This is a genomic window from Streptomyces mesophilus, from assembly GCF_040300965.1.
Classification (GTDB): Bacteria; Actinomycetota; Actinomycetes; order Streptomycetales; family Streptomycetaceae; genus Streptomyces; species Streptomyces mesophilus_A.
In genome coordinates this window covers 19,991-44,184 of record NZ_JBEPEW010000015.1, presented here as the reverse complement: position 1 = coordinate 44,184, position 24,194 = coordinate 19,991, and the positions used below count along the sequence as shown (strand labels likewise).

At 71.7% G+C, this 24,194-nt stretch carries 20 protein-coding genes; 7 read left to right on the top strand and 13 right to left on the bottom strand.

The window, feature by feature from the left end; genetic code table 11:
• Nucleotides 1-49 precede the first annotated feature (49 nt).
• The 4 genes from ABT367_RS08455 to mmuM all read right to left on the bottom strand — a co-directional run bounded on the left by ABT367_RS08455 (nucleotide 50) and on the right by mmuM (nucleotide 4,056).
• Nucleotides 50-1,111, bottom strand: coding sequence for an N-acetylglucosamine kinase (locus tag ABT367_RS08455; RefSeq protein ID WP_352250897.1), 1,062 nt, complete (start codon nucleotides 1,109-1,111; stop codon nucleotides 50-52).
• Complete coding sequence (locus tag ABT367_RS08450; RefSeq protein ID WP_352250895.1) at nucleotides 1,108-1,785, bottom strand: uracil-DNA glycosylase; 678 nt, start codon at nucleotides 1,783-1,785, stop codon at nucleotides 1,108-1,110. The genes ABT367_RS08455 and ABT367_RS08450 overlap by 4 nt, the downstream gene beginning before the upstream one ends.
• Before the next feature lie 129 nt (nucleotides 1,786-1,914).
• A complete protein-coding gene (locus ABT367_RS08445) occupies nucleotides 1,915-2,997 on the bottom strand; it encodes a WD40/YVTN/BNR-like repeat-containing protein (protein ID WP_352250893.1) in 1,083 nt (360 codons plus the stop codon).
• Nucleotides 2,998-3,144: 147 nt separating this feature from the next.
• Nucleotides 3,145-4,056, bottom strand: a complete 912-nt coding sequence (gene mmuM / locus ABT367_RS08440; protein WP_352250891.1) for a homocysteine S-methyltransferase — start codon at nucleotides 4,054-4,056, stop codon at nucleotides 3,145-3,147.
• Nucleotides 4,057-4,366: 310 nt separating this feature from the next.
• Here mmuM and ABT367_RS08435 point away from each other — a divergent pair, with 310 nt between their 5' ends.
• From ABT367_RS08435 to ABT367_RS08415, 5 genes are all read left to right on the top strand, one after another.
• The gene (locus ABT367_RS08435; protein WP_352250889.1) at nucleotides 4,367-5,095 is read left to right on the top strand and encodes a hypothetical protein; all 729 of its coding nucleotides are present in this window, start codon (nucleotides 4,367-4,369) and stop codon (nucleotides 5,093-5,095) included.
• 294 nt (nucleotides 5,096-5,389) lie between these two features.
• Nucleotides 5,390-7,489, top strand: coding sequence for a sensor histidine kinase (locus ABT367_RS08430; RefSeq protein ID WP_352250887.1), 2,100 nt, complete (start codon nucleotides 5,390-5,392; stop codon nucleotides 7,487-7,489).
• Nucleotides 7,482-8,231 (top strand): response regulator transcription factor, encoded by a 750-nt coding sequence (locus ABT367_RS08425; protein ID WP_352250885.1) that lies wholly within the window; start codon nucleotides 7,482-7,484, stop codon nucleotides 8,229-8,231. The genes ABT367_RS08430 and ABT367_RS08425 overlap by 8 nt, the downstream gene beginning before the upstream one ends.
• A gap of 80 nt (nucleotides 8,232-8,311) precedes the next feature.
• Nucleotides 8,312-8,767 (top strand): type II 3-dehydroquinate dehydratase, encoded by a 456-nt coding sequence (gene aroQ, locus ABT367_RS08420; protein WP_352250883.1) that lies wholly within the window; start codon nucleotides 8,312-8,314, stop codon nucleotides 8,765-8,767.
• 129 nt (nucleotides 8,768-8,896) lie between these two features.
• Nucleotides 8,897-9,970, top strand: coding sequence for a hypothetical protein (locus tag ABT367_RS08415; RefSeq protein WP_352250966.1), 1,074 nt, complete (start codon nucleotides 8,897-8,899; stop codon nucleotides 9,968-9,970).
• Nucleotides 9,971-9,989: 19 nt separating this feature from the next.
• Here ABT367_RS08415 and ABT367_RS08410 read toward each other — a convergent pair whose 3' ends face one another.
• From ABT367_RS08410 to ABT367_RS08390, 5 genes are all read right to left on the bottom strand, one after another.
• Complete coding sequence (locus tag ABT367_RS08410) at nucleotides 9,990-10,409, bottom strand: nuclear transport factor 2 family protein (protein ID WP_352250881.1); 420 nt, start codon at nucleotides 10,407-10,409, stop codon at nucleotides 9,990-9,992.
• A 138-nt stretch (nucleotides 10,410-10,547) separates the two neighbouring features.
• Nucleotides 10,548-11,174, bottom strand: coding sequence for a hypothetical protein (locus ABT367_RS08405; protein ID WP_352250879.1), 627 nt, complete (start codon nucleotides 11,172-11,174; stop codon nucleotides 10,548-10,550).
• Nucleotides 11,161-12,714 carry a vWA domain-containing protein gene (locus ABT367_RS08400; RefSeq protein ID WP_352250877.1) on the bottom strand — a complete coding sequence of 518 codons (1,554 nt, stop codon included), beginning with the start codon at nucleotides 12,712-12,714 and terminating at the stop codon, nucleotides 11,161-11,163. Before ABT367_RS08400 ends, ABT367_RS08405 begins: the two co-directional genes overlap by 14 nt.
• Complete coding sequence (locus ABT367_RS08395; protein ID WP_352250875.1) at nucleotides 12,711-13,904, bottom strand: toxic anion resistance protein; 1,194 nt, start codon at nucleotides 13,902-13,904, stop codon at nucleotides 12,711-12,713. The genes ABT367_RS08400 and ABT367_RS08395 overlap by 4 nt, the downstream gene beginning before the upstream one ends.
• A 14-nt stretch (nucleotides 13,905-13,918) precedes the next feature.
• A complete protein-coding gene (locus tag ABT367_RS08390) occupies nucleotides 13,919-14,980 on the bottom strand; it encodes a hypothetical protein (protein WP_352250874.1) in 1,062 nt (353 codons plus the stop codon).
• Nucleotides 14,981-15,152: 172 nt separating this feature from the next.
• Here ABT367_RS08390 and ABT367_RS08385 point away from each other — a divergent pair, with 172 nt between their 5' ends.
• On the top strand, nucleotides 15,153-15,917 hold the full coding sequence (locus ABT367_RS08385) for an SDR family oxidoreductase (RefSeq protein WP_352250872.1): 765 nt from the start codon (nucleotides 15,153-15,155) through the stop codon (nucleotides 15,915-15,917).
• A gap of 90 nt (nucleotides 15,918-16,007) precedes the next feature.
• On the opposite strand, the gene ABT367_RS08380 is transcribed toward ABT367_RS08385, so the two are convergent.
• The 3 genes from ABT367_RS08380 to ABT367_RS08370 all read right to left on the bottom strand — a co-directional run bounded on the left by ABT367_RS08380 (nucleotide 16,008) and on the right by ABT367_RS08370 (nucleotide 21,945).
• Nucleotides 16,008-19,133 (bottom strand): discoidin domain-containing protein, encoded by a 3,126-nt coding sequence (locus ABT367_RS08380; protein WP_352250870.1) that lies wholly within the window; start codon nucleotides 19,131-19,133, stop codon nucleotides 16,008-16,010.
• Between the two features lie 321 nt (nucleotides 19,134-19,454).
• Complete coding sequence (locus tag ABT367_RS08375; RefSeq protein WP_352250868.1) at nucleotides 19,455-20,306, bottom strand: arylamine N-acetyltransferase family protein; 852 nt, start codon at nucleotides 20,304-20,306, stop codon at nucleotides 19,455-19,457.
• A 217-nt stretch (nucleotides 20,307-20,523) separates the two neighbouring features.
• Nucleotides 20,524-21,945: an MFS transporter gene (locus tag ABT367_RS08370; protein ID WP_352250866.1), complete on the bottom strand. Its 1,422-nt coding sequence runs from the start codon at nucleotides 21,943-21,945 to the stop codon at nucleotides 20,524-20,526.
• Nucleotides 21,946-22,103: 158 nt separating this feature from the next.
• On the opposite strand from ABT367_RS08370, the gene ABT367_RS08365 reads away from it, so the two are divergent.
• A complete protein-coding gene (locus ABT367_RS08365) occupies nucleotides 22,104-22,919 on the top strand; it encodes a helix-turn-helix transcriptional regulator (protein WP_352250864.1) in 816 nt (271 codons plus the stop codon).
• Nucleotides 22,920-23,031: 112 nt separating this feature from the next.
• On the opposite strand, the gene ABT367_RS08360 is transcribed toward ABT367_RS08365, so the two are convergent.
• Nucleotides 23,032-24,111, bottom strand: a complete 1,080-nt coding sequence (locus ABT367_RS08360; RefSeq protein WP_352250862.1) for an NADH:flavin oxidoreductase/NADH oxidase — start codon at nucleotides 24,109-24,111, stop codon at nucleotides 23,032-23,034.
• Nucleotides 24,112-24,194: the final 83 nt, after the last annotated feature.

The window sequence follows — 24,194 nt, the reverse complement described above, 5'->3', positions numbered from 1 at the left end:
GCTGCGAGTTATACGTCCGTATTTTTCCTGATGGTGACAATTGTCGTCACTATCGGGAATGTTGAGGGGCCGACGCTCCACCGGTTTCCTCCGGAACGTGCAGCAATCGTCCGTCGCAGGGCAGCGCCAGCGCATCGAGGGCGAGCGCGGTCGCGAGCACCACGGCGCCTTCCAGCGGGTTGCCGTCGGCCGACACCGCCTGCGCGCGCGGCAGTTGCACGGACAGCTCTTCCCTCAGGGGTACGAGGAGGAGGTCGCCGAGGCCGAACAGGCCGCCGGTCAAGGCCACTTCGCACTCCGTCTCCGGCGGGCACACCGCGGCCGCGGCCTCGGCGATGTGCAGCGCGGCGGCCCGCAGGATGCCGAGGGCGACCGGATCGTCCTCGGCGGCGCAGCGGGCCACCTCGGGAACGAAGGACGCGAGCACGGCGGGGCGGTCGGTGCGCGGATACAGCTTGCCGGGGAGCTCGGCCACCGGTCCGTCGAAGAACTCCTCCGCGCGCACGCGCAGCGCCGCGGAACCGCCGCGCCGCCCGTCGTGGTCGCGCAGGGCGGCGTCGAGACCGGCCCGGCCGATCCAGGCGCCGCCGCCGCAGTCGCCGAGCAGATGACCCCAGCCGTCCGCCCGGTGCCACTTCTTGCCCTCGGTGCCGAGCGCGATCATCCCCGTGCCCGCGGCGACGACCGCACCCGGGCGCTGGCCCAGGGCGCCCGCGTACGCGGTCACCGCATCGGCGGCGAGGGCGAGCCTGCGTACGCCGAAAGCCTCGGCGAGCGCGTCGGGCAGCCGGTCACGCAGCTCGTCGCCGAGGGTGGCCATGCCGGCGGCGCCGATGGCCACGGCCCGGATCTCGCCGTGGCCGCCCACCTCGCCGAGCAGGGCCTCGGTCATGGGCACCAGCTGTTCCATGAGATGCCCCGCGTCGATGCCGCCCGGTCCGGTACGGACGGGCTGCCGGGACACGGCCGTGTCGGCGCGGTCGGCGGCGTCGGCCGCGACGGGGGTCTCGTCGGTGGCCGACGGGACGGGGGACAGCGCGACGCGCAGCCCGGATCCGCCGGAGTCCACGCCGAGCACCCAACCGGGCCGGGCGTCAGGGGAGTTGGTCACGGCAGCCGCCAGTCCACTGGTTGGGCGCCCTGCTGGGCGAGCAGGTCGTTGACCCGGCTGAACGGCCGCGAGCCGAAGAAGCCGCGGTCGGCGGACATGGGCGAGGGGTGTGCGGACTCCACGGCCGGCAACTGTCCGAGCAGCGGCCGCAGATTGCGGGCGTCGCGGCCCCACAGGACCGACACGAGCGGTCGTCCGCGCGCGGCCAGCGCACGGATCGCCTGCTCGGTGACCTCTTCCCAGCCCTTGCCGCGGTGGGCGGCGGGCCGGCGGGGCGCCGTGGTCAGCGCCCTGTTGAGCAGCAGCACGCCCTGCCGGGTCCACGGCGTCAGGTCACCGTTGGACGGCTGAGGGAGCCCGAGGTCGGCGTTCATCTCGCGGTAGATGTTGATCAGGCTGCCGGGCAGCGGCCGCACTTCGGGCGCCACCGAGAAGCTCAAGCCCACGGCGTGCCCCGGCGTCGGGTAGGGGTCCTGCCCGACGATCAGCACCTTCACCTCGTCGAAGGGCTGCTGAAAAGCCCGCAGCACATTGGGTCCCGCCGGGAGATAGGTACGTCCCGCGCCGATCTCCGCGCGCAGGAAGTCGCCCATCGCGGCGATCCGTTCGGCCACGGGCTCCAGTGCTTTGGCCCAGCCGGGTTCGACGATCTCGTTCAATGGTCTTGCAGCCACGGGCTCACCTTAGTGGCGTAACGCACTGGCCGATCAACCGCGGTCGGGAGCACGCCCCCGGGAGCGGAGCCGGCCCTCGCGCGCCGGCTCCGCACCGAGCGCGTGCGCCGCCCCGCCCCGGGCCGGCGCTCAGCCGATCGCCGCCGCCCGTACACACAGCACGTCCGGCAGGTGCGAGGCGACCTGCTGCCAGGAGTCGCCGTCGTCCGCACTCGCGAACACCTCGCCGTTGCGATTGCCGAAGTAGACCCCTGCCGGGTCCAGATCGTCGGTGCACAGCGCGTCCCGCAGCACGGTCCCGTAGTGATCGCCTTCGGGAAGACCTGCCGACAACGGCTCCCACGAGGCGCCCGCGTCAGTGGTCCGGTACACACGGCAACGGCGACCCGCCGGGACCCGGTCGGCGTCCGCGTTGATCGGGAACACATACGCCGTATCGGCCCGGTGCGGGTGCGCCGCCGCCGCGAAACCGAAGTCGGACGGAAGGCCTGATCCGATGTCGACCCACTTGGCGCCCGCGTCGTCGCTGCGGAACACGCCCCAGTGGTTCTGCAGATACAGCCGGTCGGGATCGACCGCGTCCCGCGTCACCTTGTGCACGCACTGACCGAACTCCGGGTTCGGATCGGGCAGGAACACCGCGGACACACCGGAGTTGGACGGCGCCCAGCTCTGCCCGCCGTCCTGTGTGCGGAACACCCCGGCCGTCGACACCGCCACCGTGATCGACCCTGGATCGCGGGCGTCCGTCAGGATCGTGTGCAGCCCCTCACCGCCGCCGCCCGGCACCCACTTGGAGCGGGTCGGATGCTCCCACAGCGGCCGTACGAGCTCGAAGCTCTCGCCGCGGTCCTCCGAGCGGTACAGCGCGGCCGGCTCGGTGCCCGCCCACACGACGTCCTCCTCGGACGCGGACGGGTGCAGCTGCCAGACGCGCTCCAGCGAAGCCCCGGTGTCCTTGGGGAACTTGACGGCCGGCTTCGCGGGCTCGGTCCAGGACGCGCCGAGGTCGTCGGAGTGGAAGACGCTCGGACCCCAGTGCGCGCTGTCCCCGCCGACAAGGAGCCGCGGAGTCCCGCGCCGGGTGTCGATCGCGATCGAGTAGATCGCCTCCGCGTTGAAGTGCGGCCCGCCGAACTCCCAGACGCCGGCGCGGCGACGTCCGATGAAGAGTCCTTTGCGGGTGCCCACGGTCAGAAGTACCTCGGCCATCTCAGGCCACCTCCGTCAGGTCGGTCGACTTCGTTGTCCACGACGTGCGCACAGTCTGCACCCGGGCACTGACAACAGCGCCCGAACCGGGCCGGACCTGCTGGTTTCGCAGTATTCCGGTCCAGGCCCGACGGTCGGGCGATCCCGCTATTCGCGTACCTGCGCGGCCAGCCCGGCGATACCCTCCGGGCCGACCCGGCAGCATCCGCCGATCAGCCGGGCCCCGTCCCGCACCCAATGCGCCGCCCGGCCCTCGACGTTGAACGTCACGGGCCCGCACCACGATCGTCGTCCGGCGTCCCACCGCTCGCCGCTGTTGGGGTAGACCACCACCGGCTTGCCCGTGATCCGTGCGGCCAGCGGCACCGCGGCGTCGGCATCCTGCGGACTGCAGCAGTTGACCCCGACCGCGATCACCTCGTCGGCCTCGGCGGCGAGCGCGAACGCCTCCTCCAGGGGCTGCCCCGCGCGCGTCAGCCCGCCGCTCACGCTGTACGACAGCCAGGCCGGCACCCCGAGCCCTCGTACCGCCCGTACGAGCGCCCGCGCCTCGTCCGCGTCCGGCACGGTTTCCAGTGCCAGCACATCCGGACCGGCGGCTGCCAGGACTTCCAGGCGCGGCCGGTGGAACCGCTCCAGCTTGTCCACGCTCAGGCCGTACCGGCCCCTGTACTCGGACCCGTCCGCGAGCATCGCCCCGTAAGGCCCCGCGGAGGCGGCCACCCACAGAGGGCCGCGCACACCTTCGGTACGAGCCTGGTCGGCGGCCTCGTGCGCCAACCGCACGCTGAGGGCGAGGAGTTCCGTGGTGCGTCCGGCGTCGATCCCGCGCGCGGCGAAGCCCTCGTACGTCGCCTGGTACGAGGCCGTGGTCGCGACACGGGCACCCGCCAGGAAGTACGCGCGATGCGCCGCGCGCACGGCATCGGGTCGGTCGGCGAGCAGGCGCGCCGACCACAGGGCGTCACTCAGGTCGTGGCCGTCCGCCTCCAGCTGGTTCGACAGACCGCCGTCGAGCACCAGCGGTCCCGTGGCGAGGGCCTCGGTGAAGGTGACCATGCTTCGACGCTAGGCCCGTATGAGGCCGTGATCAACCTGGCGGTGGGGTGGGGTCGTTGATCCGGATCATGGATGCCCGCAGGCGGAGTCCGACGTCGTCGTTCCCGGGAGGGATCGCCCGGAAGACCGGGACCCCCGGCCCATGCGCCCGGGACGCCGGGCGCGGGAGCTTATGCGGTGTGCGGGGGTTCCGGTGGCCGGGGAAGGCCGCGTTCGGGGGAGGAACCCCCGCACACAGAGAACGGCAATGCGCCGGAACGGGGCAGCGCACACCGCTCGACCGAGCGGACGACAGCAGGGGGAAGACGTCATGGCAGCACCAGTGGCAGGAACGGGAACGACCGGCGTCGCACGGTCCGGCGGGACCGAACGCGGCGCGGAACGTCCGGCGGGGGTCGGGGAAGGGCGGGCCTGGGCCTGGGGCGGGATCGCCGCCGGGGTGGGCGGGCTGCTCGTCTTCGCCGCGGCCGGTCCGCTGTGGCCCTACACGGAGGGCGACCTCCGCGACAGCGCGCTGATGGTGGGCAAGCTGGAGGACTCCACCATGTGGGCGGTGTACGCGACCCAGTTCGCCTTCACGCTCGCGGCGTTCGGGGCCGTCCTGTTCGGCGCCGGGCTGCGCCGCCGCCTGGAGCGGCAGTGCCCGGCCGGCAGCCTGGTCCCGATGACCGCCTACCTCGGGATGCTGCTCGTCGGCGTGATGAACCTGGTCGGCACCGGCATGGGGACGGAGATGTTCCACGCCGTTCTCAACCGGGAGAAGATCGACCCCGACACGATCGCCGCCGGACTGTCCCAGCTCGGCACGTACGGCTGGTTGTGGACCGGGCTGCTGCTCACGGCGGCGTCGCTCGCCGTGGCGGCGTTCCGGCAGGGGGCCGTCAGCCGGTGGATCGGTGTCGTCAGCGTCCTGTTCGGTCTTGGCCTCCTGGCGACGGCACTCGCCCCCCTCCAGTACATGGCGCTCTTCGTCGGAGCCCCGTACCTGCTGGCCATCGGTGCGGCGTTCGCCTTCGGGCGGGCCCGGGCCGAGGTCTGAGGGGCGGCGCCGCTCCGGTACGCGACCGTGGCCGGCGGTCCGGGGAAACCTCCCGGCCGCCGGCCACGGTCGCCCGATCCGATGACAGCCCTCGCCTGTACTGGGATCATCCCGCGTGGGGGAATCCGTGGGGGGACCGTGGAACCAGCGACGACGGCGGCGACGCCGGGACGACCGGGCCGGGAAGCGGCAGACCCGCGGCCTGCGGTGCCGGGACAGGGTCATCCGGATCATCCGGGGCAAGGTCATCCGGATCATGAGGGACAGGCGGGCGGCGGAGGGGACTCCGCTGCCGTGCCATCAGCTCACGGAAAGCCAGGTCAAGGCGACCGCGACCTCGCCCGCCGCCTTGCCGCGTACTCCGTCCTCGCCCTCGCCTGGGGCCTTGCGGCCACCGGTCTCGTCCTGCTCGCCCGGTCGGACGCGGTGTGGTCCCCGGTGCAGTGGTACTTCGTCGTCGACACCGCCGACGCGGTCGTCTACGGCCTTGTCGGCGCCGTCGTGCTGCGCCGGCGGCTGCACCCGGTGGGCTGGCTGGTCGCGCTGACCGGCGTCGGCGGCGGGATCGCGGCGGTCGTGTCCCAACTTGCCGCCGAGTACCCGATGGACGTCGTACCGCCCTCGTGGACGATCCTGCAGAGCACGGCGTGGGTGCCGGGCACGCTGTCGCTGATGCTCGTCGTGCCGTACCTGGTGTCCGATGCCCGGCGGCCGCGCCCGGCCCGGGTCGCGCTGGCGGCCGGGGGGCTGGTGATCGCGGGAACGCTCGCCACCCGGCTGACGGACCCGTGGCCGTGGCCGGACGCCGCCGGCTCCTACGCACCGCTTCCGGTCCGTGACGCGACCTGGGCGCGGCTCGCCGAACCCGTCAACACCTGGCTGACCGCAGCCGCCATCGTGCTTGGTCTGGCCGCCGCCGCGCACGCTGCCGTCCGCCGGTGGCGCGACCCGCAGGCGCGCGGGCTCGGCTGGCTGGCCATCGGCACGGTGCTGATCACCCTGACCTTCGTGCCCCTGGTGGTGTGGCCGCAGGGCGGCGGCCCGCGCGTCGAACTCCTCACCCCACTCACCCACCTCGCCTCCCAGGCGTTCTTCCCCGCCGCCGTCCTGGTCGCCGTTCTGCGCCAGCGCCTGTGGGGCATCGACCTCGCCGTCAGCCGCACCCTGGTCTGGTCACTGCTCACCGGGATGCTGGTCGCCGGATATTTCCTGGTCGTCGCCGCCCTCGGCCTGGTCACGCCCGCCGACGGCGCGCTCACCCGGGTCCTCGCCACCGCCGTCCCTGCCGCACTGGTGCAGCCCGCGCGCGGCTGGCTCCAGCGCCGCGTCGACCGCCTTGTGCACGGCGAGGGCGCGACCCCCGCGCTCAGCCGCGTCGGCCGCCACCTGGGCAGCGCGGGCACCCCGCAGGAAACCTTGACCGGCATGGCGGAAAGCATCGCCGCCTCCTTCAATCTGGGCGCCGTACGCGTCCTCGACGCGACCGGAACCACCCTGGTGACGGTGGGCGAAACGGGCCCCCGCCCCGACCTCACCGACGTCCCCCTGATCGTGCGCGGACAGCACGCGGGCGCCCTGCACACCTGGCCACGCCCCGGCGAACGCCTCGACCGCCGCGCGCTGACCGCACTCACCGAGGTCGCTCCGGTGGTCGCGAGCGCGGTACACCTGGCCGCCGTCACCGCAGCCCTGCGCGAGTCCCGGGGCCGCCTCGCCGCCGCCCGCGACGACGAACGCAGAATTCTGCGCCGCGAGTTGCACGACCAGCTCGGCCCCGCCCTCGCCGGCATCGGCCTGGGCCTCGCGGCGGTCCGCAACCTGCCGCCCGAGGCCGCCGACCCGCTCCTCGTACGGCTGCGGTCCGAGGTCGACGCCCGCGTCGAGGAGGTCCGGGTCCTGGCCCGCGGCCTGGTCCCGCCCGTCCTCGCCGAACTCGGCCTGACCGCCGCCCTGCGCGAACTGGTCATGCGTTACGAGGCGGACGGTCTCGCCGTCGTCGTCCGGTCCGCCGGGGACGTCCGCGAACCGGCCCCGGAGGTCGCGGGCACGGTCTACGCGATCGTCGCCGAGGCCACCCGCAACGTCGCCCGCCACTCCGGGGCCCGCACCTGCGTCGTCGACCTCGTACGTACGGACGCCGGTACGCGGGGAAGCGGCGGCGGCCTCCTGGTGACCGTCGAGGACGACGGACGCGGGATGGACGGCGTGACCGACCGGCCCGGCGTGGGAACCGCCTCCGTACGCGAACGGGCCGAGGGGGTCGGCGGGACGGTCGTCTGGGGCCCGGGGACGGGCGGCCGGGGCACCCGGCTCACCCTCCGCGTTCCGGATGCGGCACCCGAGGCCCGTACGGGCACGGGCATGAGCACGGACGTGGAGGTCGACCGTGGCTAGTGACCGTAATCCTGCTGGTCCTGCTGATCCTGCCGCCCCTTCCGCTCCTGGCGTCTGCGCCGTCCCGGACGAAACGGCCGACGGCCCGCCGACCACCCTCCTCGTCGTCGACGACCACCCCGTCTTCCGTATGGGGATGTCCGCGCTGCTCGGTTCGCTGCCGGGGCTGCGGGTGGTGGCCGAGGCGGAGTCCGCCGAGGGCGCGCTTGCCGCCGCCGGGGAGCACCGGCCCGACGTGGTCCTGATGGATCTGCACCTGGGCGACCGGGTCCCGTCCGGTGTCGACGCCACCCGCGAGCTCCTGCGGGCGCAACCCGACACCGCCGTTCTGGTCGTCACGATGCTGGACGACGACGACTCGGTCTTCGCTGCGATGCGGGCGGGCGCACGGGGCTATCTGCTCAAGGGGGCCGCGCCCGCCGAGATCGACCGGGCGGTGCGGACCGTGGCGGGCGGCGGGGTGGTCCTCGGACCGGCCGTCGCCTCGCGTGCGATGGCCTATCTGACCGGCCTGCGCACCCCGGGCGCCGCCCCCACCCCGCTCCCCGAACTCACCGCCCGTGAGCGCGAGTTGCTCGACCTCGTCGCCCGCGGCCTCGACAACCTGGCGATCTCCCGGCGGCTGACCCTGAGCCCGAAGACGGTACGCAACCACCTGTCCAACATCCTCGCCAAACTCCAGGCGGCGAGCCGCGCGGAAGCGATCGTCCGGGCCCGGCAGGCGGGCCTGGGCGGATCCTGAGCCCGCCCTCACCGGCGAGTCGACGGGCTCGGTGACGAGCGGGACGAGTCCCGCCGGGTCAGTCCACCTAAGCTGTGCCCATGGCTTCCGTACTGGTCCTCAACGGCCCCAACCTCAACCTCCTCGGCACTCGCGAGCCGGGCATCTACGGTGCGCAGACCCTCAAGGACGTCGAGGTGCTCTGTCAGGAGGCGGCCGCGTCCCTCGGCCATGACGCCGACTGCCGGCAGTCCAACCACGAGGGGCAGCTCATCGACTGGATCCATGAGGCGGGGGAGCGGCAGAAGTCCGGTGACCTGATCGGTGCGGTCTTCAACGCGGGCGCCTACACGCACACGTCCGTCGCCCTGCACGACGCGATCAAGGGCACGGGCCTGCGCGTCATCGAGGTGCACATCTCGAACGTGCACGCCCGTGAGCCGTTCCGGCACCACTCGTACCTCTCGCCCGCGGCGGCCGGCATCGTCGTCGGTTTCGGGACGGACGGGTACCGGCTCGCCATCGAAGGGCTGCACCGGCTGCACACGGCCGCCTGACCTCCGACCGCCCGCCGAACCGGAAGCCGGAAAGCGCAAGCCGGAAGACCGAAGCCGGAAAGCGGAACCGGCAGGCGCCCGGGGTGCGTTCTCCAAGCGTCGGCATCACCGATGCGAGGGGAGAGCATGGTGGCTTCTGAAGCGGTACGGATCGACGGGGACAGGCTGCGGCTGCCCGGCGGGGTCAGCGTGCAGTTCATGCGGACGCTGCGGCTGCCGGAGACGGGCACGCATGCGCTGCCGCCAGGACTCGGCGCCTTTCCGCTGCGGCGCGTGGAGGACTTTCCCGACACGGTCCCCGCGGAGTGGCTGCAGCGGGGCGGGGTGCTGCTGCCCGTGTATCTCCGCGAGGCCATGTGGCTGAGTTTCTCGGGGAGTTCGGAGCCGGCGGCGCTGCAGGTGGGGGTCGGCAAGGTGTGTGCCGTCTCCGGGAAGCCCTGGCGGGACAAGCTGAAGCGCCATCCGCAGAACTATGTGGTGCTGCCCCGCCAGCCCTGGCTCGACGGCATCAACTCCGGCAAGGGCACGGTCCGTCAGTTCGTCGCCGTACCCCTCGGACTCGGCGCGACCGTCGAGGGCCAGGTGACCGGTGAGGAGCATTGGGGCGGCGTACAGCTGCAGTCGTTCACGCTGAACGACGAGGCGCTGGAGAAGTGGCGTGAGGAGCAGCGCAGGCAGGCGGCCGAGCGGGCCGCGCGGATGCGCTCCACGGGGTACGGGGCGATGCCGGCCGCGGCCGGTGCCATGCCCGCCCCGATGGCCGCGGCGCCCGGTGCCGCACCCCAATACGGCGCGGCACCTGCCGCCGCACCGCGGGCGGCCCCCGCGATGGGCCTCGGCGTCGGCGGTTCCATGCGTCAGGAGGTCTACAAGGGCGACCGCCCGGGGTCCGACTGGTCCAAGGCGCCTTCGGCCCGGATCTTCGTCCATCTCGTCACCCCGCCCGAATGGCGCCGCATCACCGGCGAGGCCCCTCCGCCCTCGCCCGTCGACCGGGCCGCGTACACCCGGGCGGGGCTGCCCTGGTTCGACTACTACGACGAGGAGGGCAAGGACGTGGCGCCCACCGACACCCTCGAAGGAGTCAAGCCGGTGGGGGAGTGGCTGGGCGAGGACCACGAGCCCTGGCAGCAGCCGCATCCCGGCCAGATCAAGCCGCTGGGAGACGCCCCGGGCAAGCCCGTCTCCGACGGCGACTGGTGAAGCGCCGGAGGCGTGCCCTTCACGCCTCCGGATCCACCTCACCCACGCGAGTGGCAAGGACCTGCCACCCGGTTGCTTCCTCATGCACCCAGGTCCGCGTGCACAGCACGCGGGCCTCGAACGGCACGCCGTCACAGTGCCCTTGGGCGAAGAGCACGGTCCGAGTCACCCCCGTCGCGCCGACCACGGTCGCCACGGTCTCCTCGGGTTCGATCACATCGACCGCCAGGGTGCCCGTGTCAAGCGCTGCGGCCTCGTGCTCCGCGCCGTGGCAGCGGCCGTCGGGGCGCACCGACACCAGCTGCGGATGGAACAGGCCGCGTAACCCCGCCAGATCGCCCGCCCGTACGGCATGTCTCAACCGGCGCTCCGCAGCGAGGAGTTCCGCCGCGGGAAACTCGTCCGTGCGCTGCTGGGGTACACATCCGCTCTGTTCCACAGGCCACCTCTCGTGTCGGGTGGCGCACTGTATCCGGCCCGCCGTCCAACTCCGAAGTCGCCCGCAGGGGCGCGCAGATGCACGGGGGCGCCCCGTGAGCCGGGAGGGGACTTCCTGGCACGGGTGAGCGTCGCGGTGTCAGGACGTGCCGCCCCGCTCCTCCAGATACCGGGTGTGGGTCTCCTGCCGGCGGGCCTCCGTCTCGCGCAGTCCGGCGGCAAGTTGCTCGGTCTCCTTGCTGAGCAGGCCGAGCTGACGCTCCAGATGCAGTTCGGGGGATTCGGATCCCGGTCCCATCCGGTCCCACCATCGAGTGCGTACGAAGGTGTCTACGGCCTCGGGGAGGTCGCGCCGTACGATCCGCGAGAGCACATGCACGCTCTCCGGATCGTGGGCCAGCAGCTCCGCGACCCAGCCGCGGTCGAGCAGCGCGGTCAGCACGTCGGTGAGTTCCCGCAGCCGGGCGGCCGCCGTCACCGAAAGCTCCACGTCCGCCAGATACGCACGCAGCTTCTCGAAGTCGCCCCGCACCTCGTCGAGTTGGGCCGACGGACCGGGGAAGTCGGGTGGTGCGGGCCGCTCCGGCGGGGCGATCAGCGCGCCCGCCCCGTAGAGCCCGGCCACCACGACGGGCCAGTACGGGCCCGCCACCCCGGTGAAGGTGAGTGCGAGGCCAAGGAGCCCGCCCGCGCTTCCCGCGATGTTCTTACGTGACTCCAGATATCCCAGGAGTCCTCGGACGCCGCCGAATCTATTGGTAGCCACGGATCTCCTCGAAGGCACCGTCGAGGGAGCTCTCCTGGGCGTCGAAGAGCCGGCCCCCGGTCAGATCGGCGATGCCCTGCAGCTCGGCCTTGCTGGAATCGCCGAAGAGGATGGGGAACACGGGTGTTTCCCGCGCCGCCCCGTTCAGGCCGTCGTAGAACCTGCGGAAGGAGTTCGCGTCGGCGCCGGTGGTGTTCTCGCCGTCCGTCATCAGCACGATCGACGTGAACGTGTCCTGTCCGCTGCCCAGATGCTCGTACGCCTTCCGCAGCGAGGTGTAGATCGCGGTGTCGCCCTGAGCGCCGAGCGCCGCGGTGTCCTTGCGGATGCCGTCGAGCCCGGACTTCGGGTCGGCCGGCTCGACGACATGGGTGCGCACACTCTTCACGTCCGAGCCGAACGGCATCAGCGTGACCTCCTCGCGCTCGCGGAAGTCCCCGGTGAGCGCGGTGAGTGCCCGCTTCAGCTGCGCCAGACGGTCGCCCTTCATCGAGCCGGACGTGTCGAGGACGTAGACCGTACGGGACGGGCGGCGCAGCTCGTTCTCGTACGCGTCGAGCAGGCCCTCGGCGACGGAAAGACTGCCGGGGAAGGGCAGTTCACGGCGCCGCCCCGTGTCGAGACCGGCCGCAACCGGTACGGATGCGACGACCGGACGGCGCCGGGTGCGCTCGGTGATCAGCCGCTGTGCGTCGTCGCCGCGCAAGGCCTCGGTGAGGCGGCGTACGTCCTCGCGGGCCGCACTGTCGCTCGACGCGAGGGAGGACAGCGGGTAGTCGGCGGTGACGACGCCGTCCTTGGGGCGGATCACGGTCAGGCCCGGGATGCCGGTCAGGACGGACTCGTAGTTGAGCAGCGCGTCGACGTTCCCGCGCCGCTTGTACGCCGTCGCCAGCCAGCCCGAAGAGCCCGAGGTCAGCTTCTGTCCGGTGAAGAACTCCTTCAACCGGGGCGTGGCCTGGGTGACATCGGCGTCGGTGAGCGCGGACTGGGCGCCGGAGAGCGCCGACGCGACGGAGACCAGCGTGGCGAAGCCGGAGTGGGAGCGGGCCGGGTCCGTCATGCCGTAGGTCAACTTGCCCTCCTGGACGGCCTGTTCGACCTGCTTCCAGGTGACGTCCTTCGGCTGCCAGCCCAGCTCGGCCAGCGAGGCGGACTTCACCCCGATGGCGACGGGACTCGACATGATCGGCGTCTCGGACACGACCTTGCCCGCCGCTTGCGGACGCAGCCGCAGATAGTCGTTGGAGGACAGCCACAGCGCGTCGTACTGCCCGTCCGCCTCGCCCTTCGCCACGAGGTCCACCGCGTCGAGGGTGCCCATGTAGGTGGGCCGGACCTCGATGCCGGTGTCGTCGGCGATCTCGTCGAGCACCTCGGTCATGTCACCGAGCTCGCTGGAGGCGAGGACACGTACGGTGCCGGGCCGCGGGGCGTTGTCGTCCCGCTGGTCGGGCTTCTCCTGCGCCGTACAGGCCGTCAGCAGCGCCAGTACGGCGAGCGTGGACGCGAGGAGCCGCCTGGTGCGGAGTCTGCTCATCCAAGACCGCCTTCCAGTGCGCCCCGCGAGCGGCTGCGCTCCAAGTAGCCGCTCGCGTGCTGCAGTTCGGCGGTCAGGTTCTCCACGGTCGTCGCCATCGCCTCGGTCGCCTGCACCTTGTACGTGTCGATGGCGTCGAGCGTGCGGTAGATCTGCTGGAACGCACTGCGCAGCGTCTCCGCCCCCACCGCCGGGTCGGCGGCGATGCGCTGGATCTCACCGCTCTGGGTGGCGAGCATCTCGGCGTTGCCCCTGATGAGGTCCTCGGTCGTGCCGCGCAGGGCGTTGACCTGCTCGATGACCTTCTTCTGGTTGTCGAGCGCGGACGCCAGCATCACGGAGATCCGCAGCGCGGAGACGGTCGTGGTCGCGGCGCGGTCGACGCCCTTGATGAGTTCCTCGTTGTTGCGGCGTACGACATCCATGGCGAGGTAGCCCTGCGCGCACACGGCGAGCTGGGTGAGCAGGTCCTGGTGCTTCTGCCGGACCGGGAAGAGGATGTCGGCGCGCAGGGAGTCGGCCTGCTGCGGGTCCGGCACCTGGGAGATGTGGTCCTCGACCGCACCGTCCAGGGCCTCGGTCAGGACCACGTACTCCTGGAGCTTGCCCATGCTCTCCCACAGCCGCACGCGCTCCGTCTGCAGGGCGGCGTTGTCACGCCGCAGCTCGTCCTGCCCACCGCGCAGCGAGCCCACGATCTTGTTCAGAGTGCCTTGCGCGGAGGCGTACTTGGCGACGTGGTCGCGCAGCTTGTTGCCGCCGGGAAGGCGGGAGAGGAACTTGCGTCCCTTGGACGCGGGCAGGTCGCGCGGGTCCAAGTCCTCGACCACCCGCCGCAGTTCCACGAGCGAGCCCGCGACCTGCGACTGGGCGTCACCGCCCTGGTCCGGCAGGCTGCGGATGGTCCGCTCGAGCATCCGGTTGGACTGTGCCGCCGCCGCACGCATCTCACCTGCGCCGAGCGAGGTGATCTCCCCGACCTTGCCGGCGAACTCGGGGGAGCGGGCATCGAGCGCCGCGAGCCCCTCGACATAGGCGGCTGCCTTGACGGCCATGTCCGTCCGTACGCCGTCGTCGACCGGTACGAGTCCGCCGGCCTTCTCGCGCGGCACGGCGGCCACAGGCTGGGGCGGGGTCAGGACGAAAGTGTCGTCAGTGCCGGTCGTATCGCCGGCCATGTTGCTGGTCATGTGCTGTGCTCCCCCTATCCCTTCGCCCGCCGCGCCAGCTCGCGCAGCACCTCGGAGGTGGGCACGGCCGCTTGGTGGACGCCGGTCAGTTCCTGCTTCAGATACGTGGTGCCGGACGCGAACTTCGGCGGACCGCCTTGCGGACGGAACCCGTGACGGACCTCGAGATCGCGCAACGCCTTGTCCTGCGCGAGGAGTTCGGCGACCGCCTTGCCGTCCTCCGTGAGCGGGACGACGGTGTGGTCGCTGTTGACCGTGGTGTCCGGGTAGAGCACGACCAGGTCGTCCGGCTGCTGCCCCTCCCGCAGAAGCGAGGCGACCTGCGACTCGTACACGACCACGAGCGGATTGCCGGAGCCGCTGACGAAGTCCCGGAACACGGCGTCACTGCCGGCCTGCTGGGCGCCCTGCACGCTGACCAGCTTGCGCAGCAGCGGGGCGGTGCGCTTGATCTCGGCGTCGCCGGAGACCACCTTGCCGCCGTTCTCCACGTAGGAGGCCGCGGCGAGGTACAGGGCGCCGGAGTTGGAGGTCCCGGGATCCGTGCTGGACAGATAGAGCGTGCCCGTCAACTCCCCGTACTTCTCACTCCCCTTGAGCTGCTGCCACGTACGGTTCTCGCGCGCCGCGTCGAGATAGCCGGCCATCTTCAGGGTGCCCCGGTGGGCCTCGTCGAGGGTGGCGAGGCCGTTCGCCGAGAGCACCTCGGCGGCGTTCCGGTGCGCCACGACGACAAGCGGCGAGTAGAAGGGGCGCGGCAGCGTGCCGGTCACCTTGTACTTGCCGGCGAGTTCGACGGCGGGCGCCTGACTCGACGGCAGCGCGAGGTCGTACCCCTTGAGGTCGAGCCCCTCCATGGCCCAGGACCCGGAGGTCTCGGCCTTCACGGTGTAGCCCTTGGCGGCGAGGGCGTCCACGACATCCGGATCGGCGAAGAACTCGGCCTTCTCCGATCCGATCACTGCGCGCACGGTCTTCGTTGCCGTGCTCCGTTCCTCTGCCCGGCCTGCCACGACGGCGGCCACCACGCCACCGATCAACAGCACCGCGAGGATGATTCCTGCGATTCGTCTCACACCCGCAGCGTGCTCTCGGAACCGAACATTCCCCGCCGGTACGGGTGAACGGGAGGTGTCGGACGCGTCCCGTTACAGCACGGGGAAGGAAGCGTCCGCCGCACCCGTGTGCCCGGCCCCGTGCTGCTCACCCGCCGATGCGCATCCGCCCAGGGGATCGCATAGTGAATTCATGGACATCTCCGGCAACACCATCTTCATCCCCGGAGCCACCAGCGGCATCGGTCTCGCCCTCGCGCTGCGGCTCAAGGACAAGGGCAACACCGTGATCGTCGGCGGGCGCCGTACCGCCCTCCTCGAACAGATCAAGCAGGACCACCCCGGCATCGACGCGGTCCGTATCGACACGGCCGACCCGGAATCCATCGCCGCCGCGGCCGAGACCGTCCTGACCCGTCATCCCGAGCTCAACGTGCTCGTCCCGATGGCCGGGATCATGCAGGTGGAGGACTGGCACCGGCCGGAGTCGTTCCTCGCCACCGCCGAGGCGGTCGTCACGACGAACCTGCTCGGCCCCGTCCGCCTCATCGCGGCGTTCGTCGACCACCTGCAGAAGCAGCCCGCCGCCACCATCCTCACCGTCTCCTCGGGCCTCGCCTTCGCGCCGCTGGCCGCGACACCGAGCTACAACGCCACCAAGGCGGCGATCCACATGCTCAGCGAGTCGATCCGGCTGCAGCTCGCCGACACCACGGTGCGGATCGTGGAGCTCCAGCCGCCCGCCGTGCGCACCGAGCTGATGCCCGGGCAGGAGACCAGCGAGTGGGCGATGCCGCTCGACGAATTCGTCGACGAGGTGATGACGCTCCTGGAGACCCAGCCGGACGCCAGGGAAATCCAGGTCGAACGGGTCAAGTTCCTCCGCTACGGCGAGGCTCGCGGCGACTACGACCAGGTGGTCGCCACCCTCAACGCATCGGATCCGCACGGGAATTGACGCCCTATTCGGGGCGCGGATGCCTCAGGGGCGCGGGCCGGAGCCTGCGCCCCTGAGGCGGGCGGTCAGACGGGTGACCGTGAGGCTGGGTCAGACGGCCGTGACCGTGAGGCCGGTCAGAGCCGCGGGACGGCCGCTCGTGCTGCCGACGCGCAGGGCCACATAGCGCGCCGTGTGGTCCGTGCGCAGGAAGCCGCGGTCGGACATCCGTCCCGCGTCCGTGTACTTCAGGCCGTCCAGGCTGAACTCCACGTATGCGGCGGGCACCCGGCCCTCCTGCCACCGGGCGCGGATCTCACCGATGTGCCGGGGCGAACCCAGGTCGACCACCATGCGGCCGTCAGGCCCGGGGGTCCACGCGGTCGCCTCGTCCCCGTCGACCGCTGCCCGCGGGTCCGTCATACCGGGCGGCAAAGGAGCGGTGGGGAACGTGGTGCGGCCCAGCGCGAGGTCCGCGAGCGGATAGGCCGTCGCGCGCGGCACGGTGACCGTGGTGGTGCGTCCCGCGTGGACCGTGGCGGCGACGCTCCTGCCCTGCGCCGAGACGGTGATACGGCAGGAGGGCCCGCTGAGTCGGACGGTGCGTCCGTCCGTCACCTCGGCGCGCAGCCCGGCCGGAAGTCCGCGGCCGGACAGCTCCATGCGCGGCGCCGCCAACACGGCCGAGGCCGCGCCCAGTTCGGCGCGGTACTCCGTACCCGTCTCGGTGACGGTCTGCACACCGTCGTAGAGCCGGACCGCCGCCGAGGGGTACCGCGGCAGCGTGACCGTGGTCGACACCGGGGCCGACGAGAGGTTGAAGAGGCTCAGGTGGTGCTCGGTGAGCGCCGCCCTGACCCGCGGGGTGTCGGCGGTGGGCGTCTTGCGGGCGGCCGCCGCACGCAATTCCTCGGCGCTTGCCCCGGGCAGTGCCTCGACCAGCAGCCCCTCGGCCGGACCGTCGGAGAGGACGACCGTGTCGCCGTACACGGAGAGCGGGTTGGAGCCGCCACGGACCACAAGCCCGGCGCGACCGTCGATGTCCAGCCAGCCGCCGCGGCTGGAGAGGTCCGGTCGCGGCCAGACGACCAGATCGGTCCACTGCTGCCCGTCGGCGGATCCCTGCAACCGGTACGCGCGTCCCGCCGCCGACTCCCAGCGCAGCGTCACCCGGTCCACCGCACGGGCGGCGCCGAGGTCGACGGCGATCCAGCTGTCGGCCCGCGGACGATCGGCACGCGACACCGCCCAGCGGCTCGCGCCGTCACCGTCGATCGCCCGTGCGGCCTCCCTGCCCGTATCGGCGGAGGACGCGGACGCCGTACCGCCGCGTGCCAGGTCCTCACCCGAGGCGCCGTCACGTATCTCGAAGGCGTACAGCGAATAACCGTACGACGGATCGGGCCGCACCCCGAGCATCCGCAGATGGCGGAACTCGCCGCGGGCGAAGGTCAGTTCATCGACACGCGGGGCGGCGGCCGCCTGCGTCGCGTCCTTGGCGGGGACTGTCGCGCTGCCCTCCGCCGCGCGGTACGTGCGCTCGCCGTCGAGACCGGGCACCCCGGGCATGGTCAGGTTGTGCACCTCCAAGTGCCCCTCACCCGCCGCCACACCGGAGGTCGCGTACACCACGGCGCCCGACGGCAGCGTGGTGAATCCCGCATGGCCGCCCTCCAGCGTCAGGACACTCGCACTCCCGTCGAAGCCGTCCCGCAGCCGCGTGTAGGCGGTCACGCTCCTTCCGGTGACCTTCGCGCCCGTGCCCGGCAGGAACATCGGCGTCCGGCCGCTGAGCGCGAACAGCCAGTCGTCGTGGGCCGGTTGCCAGGCGAACTTCACGAAGTCCGGCTTGCTGACGACGCCGGCCCACGCGCCGGGCGACTGGTGCGAGAGCAGCCCGGGACCCGACCCGTAGTCGTGGACACCGCTCGCCTGCTCGAAGAGCTCAGCCTGCGACAGCGGCCGCACGGGGCCGCGCCCCGAGCGGGCGCGCCACTCATGCAGGAGATAGCTGATGGCCAGCTCGGCGCGTGCCTCGGGCTCGTACTTGGGCTCGCCCGAGAACTTCGCGATGCGGTGCATCGGCGGGTACGCCTGGTAGGCCTCGAGCCGTTCGGCGAGGGCGAGTTCACAGGCGGCGGCAGTGCGGTCACCCATGACCTGCGCAAGGAACGCGAGCGGGATGACATCGCGGCCGTAGAGGTGCTCGCGGTCGGCGACCATCGGCATCAGAGGTTCGCCGGCGTCGCTCATCACGCCGAGCAGGGTGCGCCACAGCGGAACGGCGTTGGGCTGAGCGGTGATGACCTCGGGCAGAGGCCGTCCCGCGGTGAGGAAGTGGACGGCGTTGCGCCCGGAGGTGCGCCAGAGCTCCTCCTGGTAGTGCGGGCCGAACGAGCCGTGGTTCTCCACGATGAACGTGTCGTACAGGTTCTGGGCGGTGTTCCGGCTGATCGCCACCCCGTCCACCTTGGCGGGATTCGCCAGATCGGCGGCCGGCAGGCCGGCTTCGTTACGGCTCCAGCGTCCGAACGCGGCCCGCCACGCATCGGAGCGGGGGTCGTCGTGCGCCCAGGCCAGAGCGGGGGCCAGCGCCTGGGCGTAGATGCCCATCTCCTCCAGCTTGGTGTCGCCCTTGAAGCCGCCGGTCAGCCCGTTGGGGCCCCAGTCGCCGGAGTCGGGGTCGTCCTCGGTGCCCAACGCCTCGGTGTAGCGGGCCTGTTCGCGGACGATGGTGTCGACGTCGCGGCGGGTCGCCTCGTCGAGCTCGTCCCACAGCAGGCGCGCCGCGAGGACGAAGTACGACTGGAAGGTGGTGTCGAAGAACAGCTTGCGTCCCCAGACGGTGCCGCCCGTGAGCCGGTTCGAGGCCGCGAAGTGCTTCAGCGTGGCGAGCGTACGGGCGCGCAGGGTGTCCCGGTCGACCCCGGCACGCTCGGCGTCGTAGCTGCCGCGGGTCAGCAGGACGGCGTTGCCGAGCACGACGGCGAAGCCGAAGTCCTTGGCGGTGTATCGGCCCTGGGCCGCGTCCCACTGGGTCTCGGACCAGCGGGTGTGATCGAGGAGCACGCGGTAGTAGGTCCGCGCCACCGGGTCCTCGTCCGCCTGGACCGCGGTGGTGGTCGAGGCGGCGGCCGTGCCCGTGCCGAGAGCGAGGGGGAAGGCCGCCAAAGCGCCGGACGCGCCGAGCATCTGCAGGGCGTGACGGCGGGTGGGAATCCAGGCTTGCTGGGACATCGAGAGGTGCGACCTTCCCGTACGACAACGTTGTCAGAGAGCGGTCATTCTTGGGGCGCCGAGGCGGTACGTCAAGATCTCGCGTTCACCTTGTGAGGTCCACGAAGGTCTTCGAGGTGACCGGCCTTGGTGGATCTGGGCCCGCGGCAGGGGACGGGAGGGGCGGCACGTGAGCGCGAGACGACCCTCGCCGTCAGCCGTCGGCCGCGGCCGTCCGTCAGGCAGGACGTAGTGCGCTCCAGGAAGTGGAGGGCCCGGAGCTCACACGCGACGCCATGGCCTCGGCCGGCGAGACGCACCCTGAGTTGAAAGGGCGAACCGTCACCGCGGCCCGGACTTCCGCAGGACCGCCGCAAGTTCGTCCTCGTCGAGCACCAGGTCGAAGGTCTCGGCGAGCAGCGCGCCGATCTGTGCGGGCTCGACCTCCTTCTCGACACTCACGCCGTCGGGCGTGGTCATCTTCCAGGTCGTTCCGTCGAGTTGGTGCTGCTCCGGTCCGGTGAAGCGCTGGGCGAACAGCCGCGTGACGAACGGGGAGCGCGGATGGCTGCCGACGTAGTGGCTGCCGACCCGGTAGTCGATCGGGTACTGCTGCACGAGCACGAAGGTGTTGCGGTCGAACCAGCCGTCGGGCCCGAACTGGTGCAACGACCAGGTGTCGGCGAGCGCTCCGGGCCGCCGCTCCAGCCGGTAGCGCCAGCCGTCGGCCTCCAGCGTGGCGCCCTCGGCGAGTTCGATCGGTGCGGTCGGCCCGCTCCCGAAGCCCACGTCGCACAGCCAGGACCGCGGATCGTCGGGGAAGCGTACGACGACCATGGCATGGGTGGCGGGCGTCACTTTGGGGGCGCCGAGCGTGATGCGTCCGGTGATCCCGGTGAAGTCGAACCCGAGGCGCTCCAGGGCGGCCGCGAACAGGACGACGTGTTCGAAGCAGTAGCCACCACGCCGCCGGTGCACCAGACGCTCCTGGACGGAGGCCAGGTCGAGGGGGAGGGGGATACCGAGAACCGCATGCACGTTCTCGAACGGGATCGACGTGGTGTGCGCGCGCTGGAGCCGGCCCAGCGTCTCCAAGGTCGCCTCCCGCGACCCCTCGAACCCGATCCGCTCCAGATACGCGTCGAGGTCCAACTCCTCGCCCTGCCACACGGATGCCGCCTGGTTCTCGCTCATACCTTCGCCTCTCGTACGCGTTCCGCCCCCGCTGCACACGCGTATCCCCGTACGACCGCAGCGCGTTCCTTGAACATAAGCGACTCGGTACCCCGGCCGCCTCACCCATTGGTCGCGACCCGGGTCCGACGTTGGACCTGGGACTTCAGCAGGTGTGGAGTCCCGGGACGAAGTGGGCGGTGTACGCCCCGGACGGGACCGGACCGGGCTTGAGGACTCAATCCGTGCCGGGGCTCGCGAGCAGCGCGCCGATGAGGGCGGCGCCGAGCGCGAGAAGGGCTGCGGCGATGGAGAGCGCGAGCGAGAAGCCCGCCGTTGCCGCGTGCAGGGGGCCGGTGGCGTCCGCCAGTGAGTCGCTGCGGCGTGCGGCCACGGTGACCAGGATGGCCAATCCCACGGCGCCGCCGATCTGTTGGACGGAGCTGAGGACCGCGGAGCCCAGTCCGGCGTTCTCCTCGGTGGTGCCCGTGAGCGCGGCGACGGTGAGGGCGGGCAGGCTCAGACCGCAGCCGAGGCTCGAGACGAGCATGGCCGGCAGCACACCGGATGCGTAGGCGTCGCCGGGCGCGATACCGGACAGCAGGAGCAACCCGGCCGCGCTGATCAGCGTCGACACCACAAGGGTCGGGCGCAGACCGAACCTGATCACCGCGCGGGAGGAGAGCCACATGCCGGCGAGGATTCCGGCCCCGTACGGCAGGTAGGCGAAACCCGCCTTGAGCGGGCCGTAACCGAGGACCGTCTGCAGATGGATCATCAGCAGGAAGGCCATCGCGTACATGGCGGCGGAGAACAGCAGGGTCGCCGCGTTGGCGACGGCGCGCGTCCGGAACGTGAGGAATGACAGCGGCACCAACGGCTCGGCGGTACGCGTCTCGACCCTGAGGAACACGGCGGTCAGGATCACGGCCAGGAGCAGGGGAACGGTGACGCTCGGGTCGGCCCACCCTGATTCCCCGGCCTGGAGAAGGCCGTAGACCAGGGCGAGGACGGCGGCGGTGCCCGACATCGCGCCAGGGAGGTCCAGGCGCGCCGTGCGGGAGGCCCGGCTCTCGGCGATCAGACGCGGGACCAGTACGAGGGCCAGGGCTGCCACCGGCAGGTTGATCAGGAAGATCCACCGCCAGGAAGCGAGACCGGTCAGCGCACCGGAGATCACCAGACCCAGGGTGCCGCCGAGACCGGCGATGCCGCCCCAGATACCGAAGGCCTTGGCGCGTTCACCGGAGCCGGGGAACAGCAGCGTGATCAGTGACAGCGCCGCCGGACTGGCCATGGCGGCGCCTGCACCCTGGACGAACCGCCCCGCCACCAGCTGCCAGGGCTCCTGGGCGAGCCCGCAGGCGAGGCTCGCGGCGCCGAACAGCGCCACACCGCCGAGGAACACGCGACGGCGGCCCAGCAGGTCGGCGGCGCGTCCCGACAGCAGCAACAGCCCGCCGAAAGCAAGGAAGTACGCATTGACCACCCAGGCGAGACCGGCGGCGCCGAACCCGAGCTCGTCCCGTACGGAGGGCAGCGCCACACTCACCACGTTGTCGTCGAGAACGAGCATGAACTGCACGAAGCACAACACGATCAGCGCCTGACGACGGCGGCCGGAGCCGGTGGCGCCGGCGGGAGGAGAAAGCGAGGTCATCGCGGAGTTCCCGTCAGCGTGCGAGTCGAGTCAGGCCTGGGTGAGCGCCCTTGGGGCGCGGGATCGATCGGCATGAGGCGACGCTACGAACCCGCCCCGACTGGCCACAATCCGCTACGAGGCCAGACCATGTCGCGCTGAGGCCATACCCTGAGGACATGCTCGAGGCGGGAGACGGAACCGTGCCCCCAGGTGTGGGGGCGATCGTCGTAGGGAACTTCCCGCTGTCGGCAGGGCAGTGGATCGAACCGCACAGCCACCCGCAGCATCAACTGGCCTGGACGCGCAGCGGGGTGCTCGGAATCGCCGTCGACGACACCCACTGGGTGCTGCCGCCGACCCGGGCGCTGTGGATCCCTGCCGGGGTCGTCCACCGCACCGGCGCGACCCGCGAGGCGGTGCTGTGCAGCCTCTACCTCGAACCCGGCCGCTGTCAGCCGGACTGGCCCGAGCCCACGCCGGTCGGTGTGGACGGGCTGCTCGCCCACTTGATCGGCTATCTCAACCGGCAGGACCTCGCCGATGACGCACGACTCCGCGCCGAGGCAGTGGTCCTCGACCTGCTGCACCCCTTGCCGGCGACCCCCATCGACGTGCCGGAACCCGTCGACGAGCGTGTTCGCATGGTGGCCGAGGCCCTGCTCGCCGAACCCGCGGACCCTCGGAGCCTGGACGCCCACGCGCGGGCCGCCGGAGTGAGCCGGCGCACCCTGACACGACTGTTCGTCCAGGACACCGGCATGAGCTTCGACCGCTGGCGCACCCACGTACGGCTGCGGGCCGCTCTGCCGCTCCTTGCCGAAGGCCGACCTGTGGCCACGGTCGCGCGCGCCGTGGGCTACGCGACACCGAGCGCGTTTCTCGCCGCGTTCCGCCGAACCGTCGGCACCTCCCCGCGGCGCTATCTCGGCGCTGCCGCGGTCGGGTCTTTCGGCGCCGCTACGGAGTCACCGGGCGCAGGCCCGCCGGCGTGACAGCGGCGATACGGGGGACCGCGGCTCCGGAGCGGAGGGCAGGCAGCGCCGAGGGCGCGCTCTCGGCGGATCGAGGCGCGCCCTTGGGGATGGCTCTGTTCGGTGCTACCTGTCAGACGGAGCGGTGGTACTGGTCGGGCACATGCACCTCGCCACCCAGTTCACGCGCCGCAAGCCGCGCGAACGAGGGGTTGCGCAGCAGCTCACGTCCGAGGAGCACCGCGTCCGCCTCGCCGTTGGCGACGATCTTGTCGGCCTGTTCGACCTCGGTGATCAGGCCCACCGCAGCCACCGGCAGACCGGCCTCTTCCTTGACCCGGGTCGCGAACGGGACCTGGTAGGAGGGTCCGACGGGAATGTTGACCTTGGGTGCGAGGCCGCCCGTGGACACGTCGAGGAGGTCGACGCCGTGGTCCTTGAGGATCGCGGCGAAGCGTACGGTGTCGTCGGCGGTCCAGCCGCCTTCCTCAAGCCAGTCGGTCGCGGAGATGCGGAAGAACAGCGGCTTGTCGGCGGGCCACACTTCCCGTACGGCGTCGACGACTTCGAGGGCGAAGCGGGTGCGGTTCTCGAAGGAGCCGCCGTAGGAGTCGGTGCGCTTGTTGGCGTGCGGCGAGAGGAACTCGCCGATCAAGTAGCCGTGCGCGCCGTGTACTTCGACGACCTCGAAGCCGGCGTCCAGGGCGCGCTGGGCGGCGGCCCGGAACTGCTCCACGATCTCCTTGATCTGCGCCACGCTCAGCTCGACGGGGGTGCGGTCGCCTTCGGCGAACGGCACGGCGCTCGGCGCGAGCGGCTGCCAGCCGTGTGCGGACTCGTCGACCTGCTTGCCGCCGTTCCACGGCTGGGCGGTGGAGGCCTTGCGGCCCGCGTGCGCGATCTGGATGCCGGGAACGGTGTTCTGCGACTTCAGGAAGTCCACGATCCGGCGCAGCGCCGCGACCTGGGTCTCGTTCCAGATGCCCAGGTCGTACGGGCTGATCCGACCCTCGGGGGAGACAGCGGTGGCCTCGAGGAGGATCAGGCCGGTGCCGCCGGCCGCGCGGGCACCGTAGTGCTGGAAGTGCCAGTCGTTCGCGACGCCCGCGTTCGGCCCGAAGGCTTCGGCGGAGTACTGGCACATCGGCGCCATCCAGAGCCGGTTGGGGACGGTCAGCGACCGCAGGGTGTAGGGCTCGAACAGTGCGCTCACGGCGAGTCTCCTTCGGCAAAGGCAGCGGCAAAGGCGGCAAAGGCGTTCGGACGGGCAGCCGAAGGCCGGAGCCGTTCGACTGC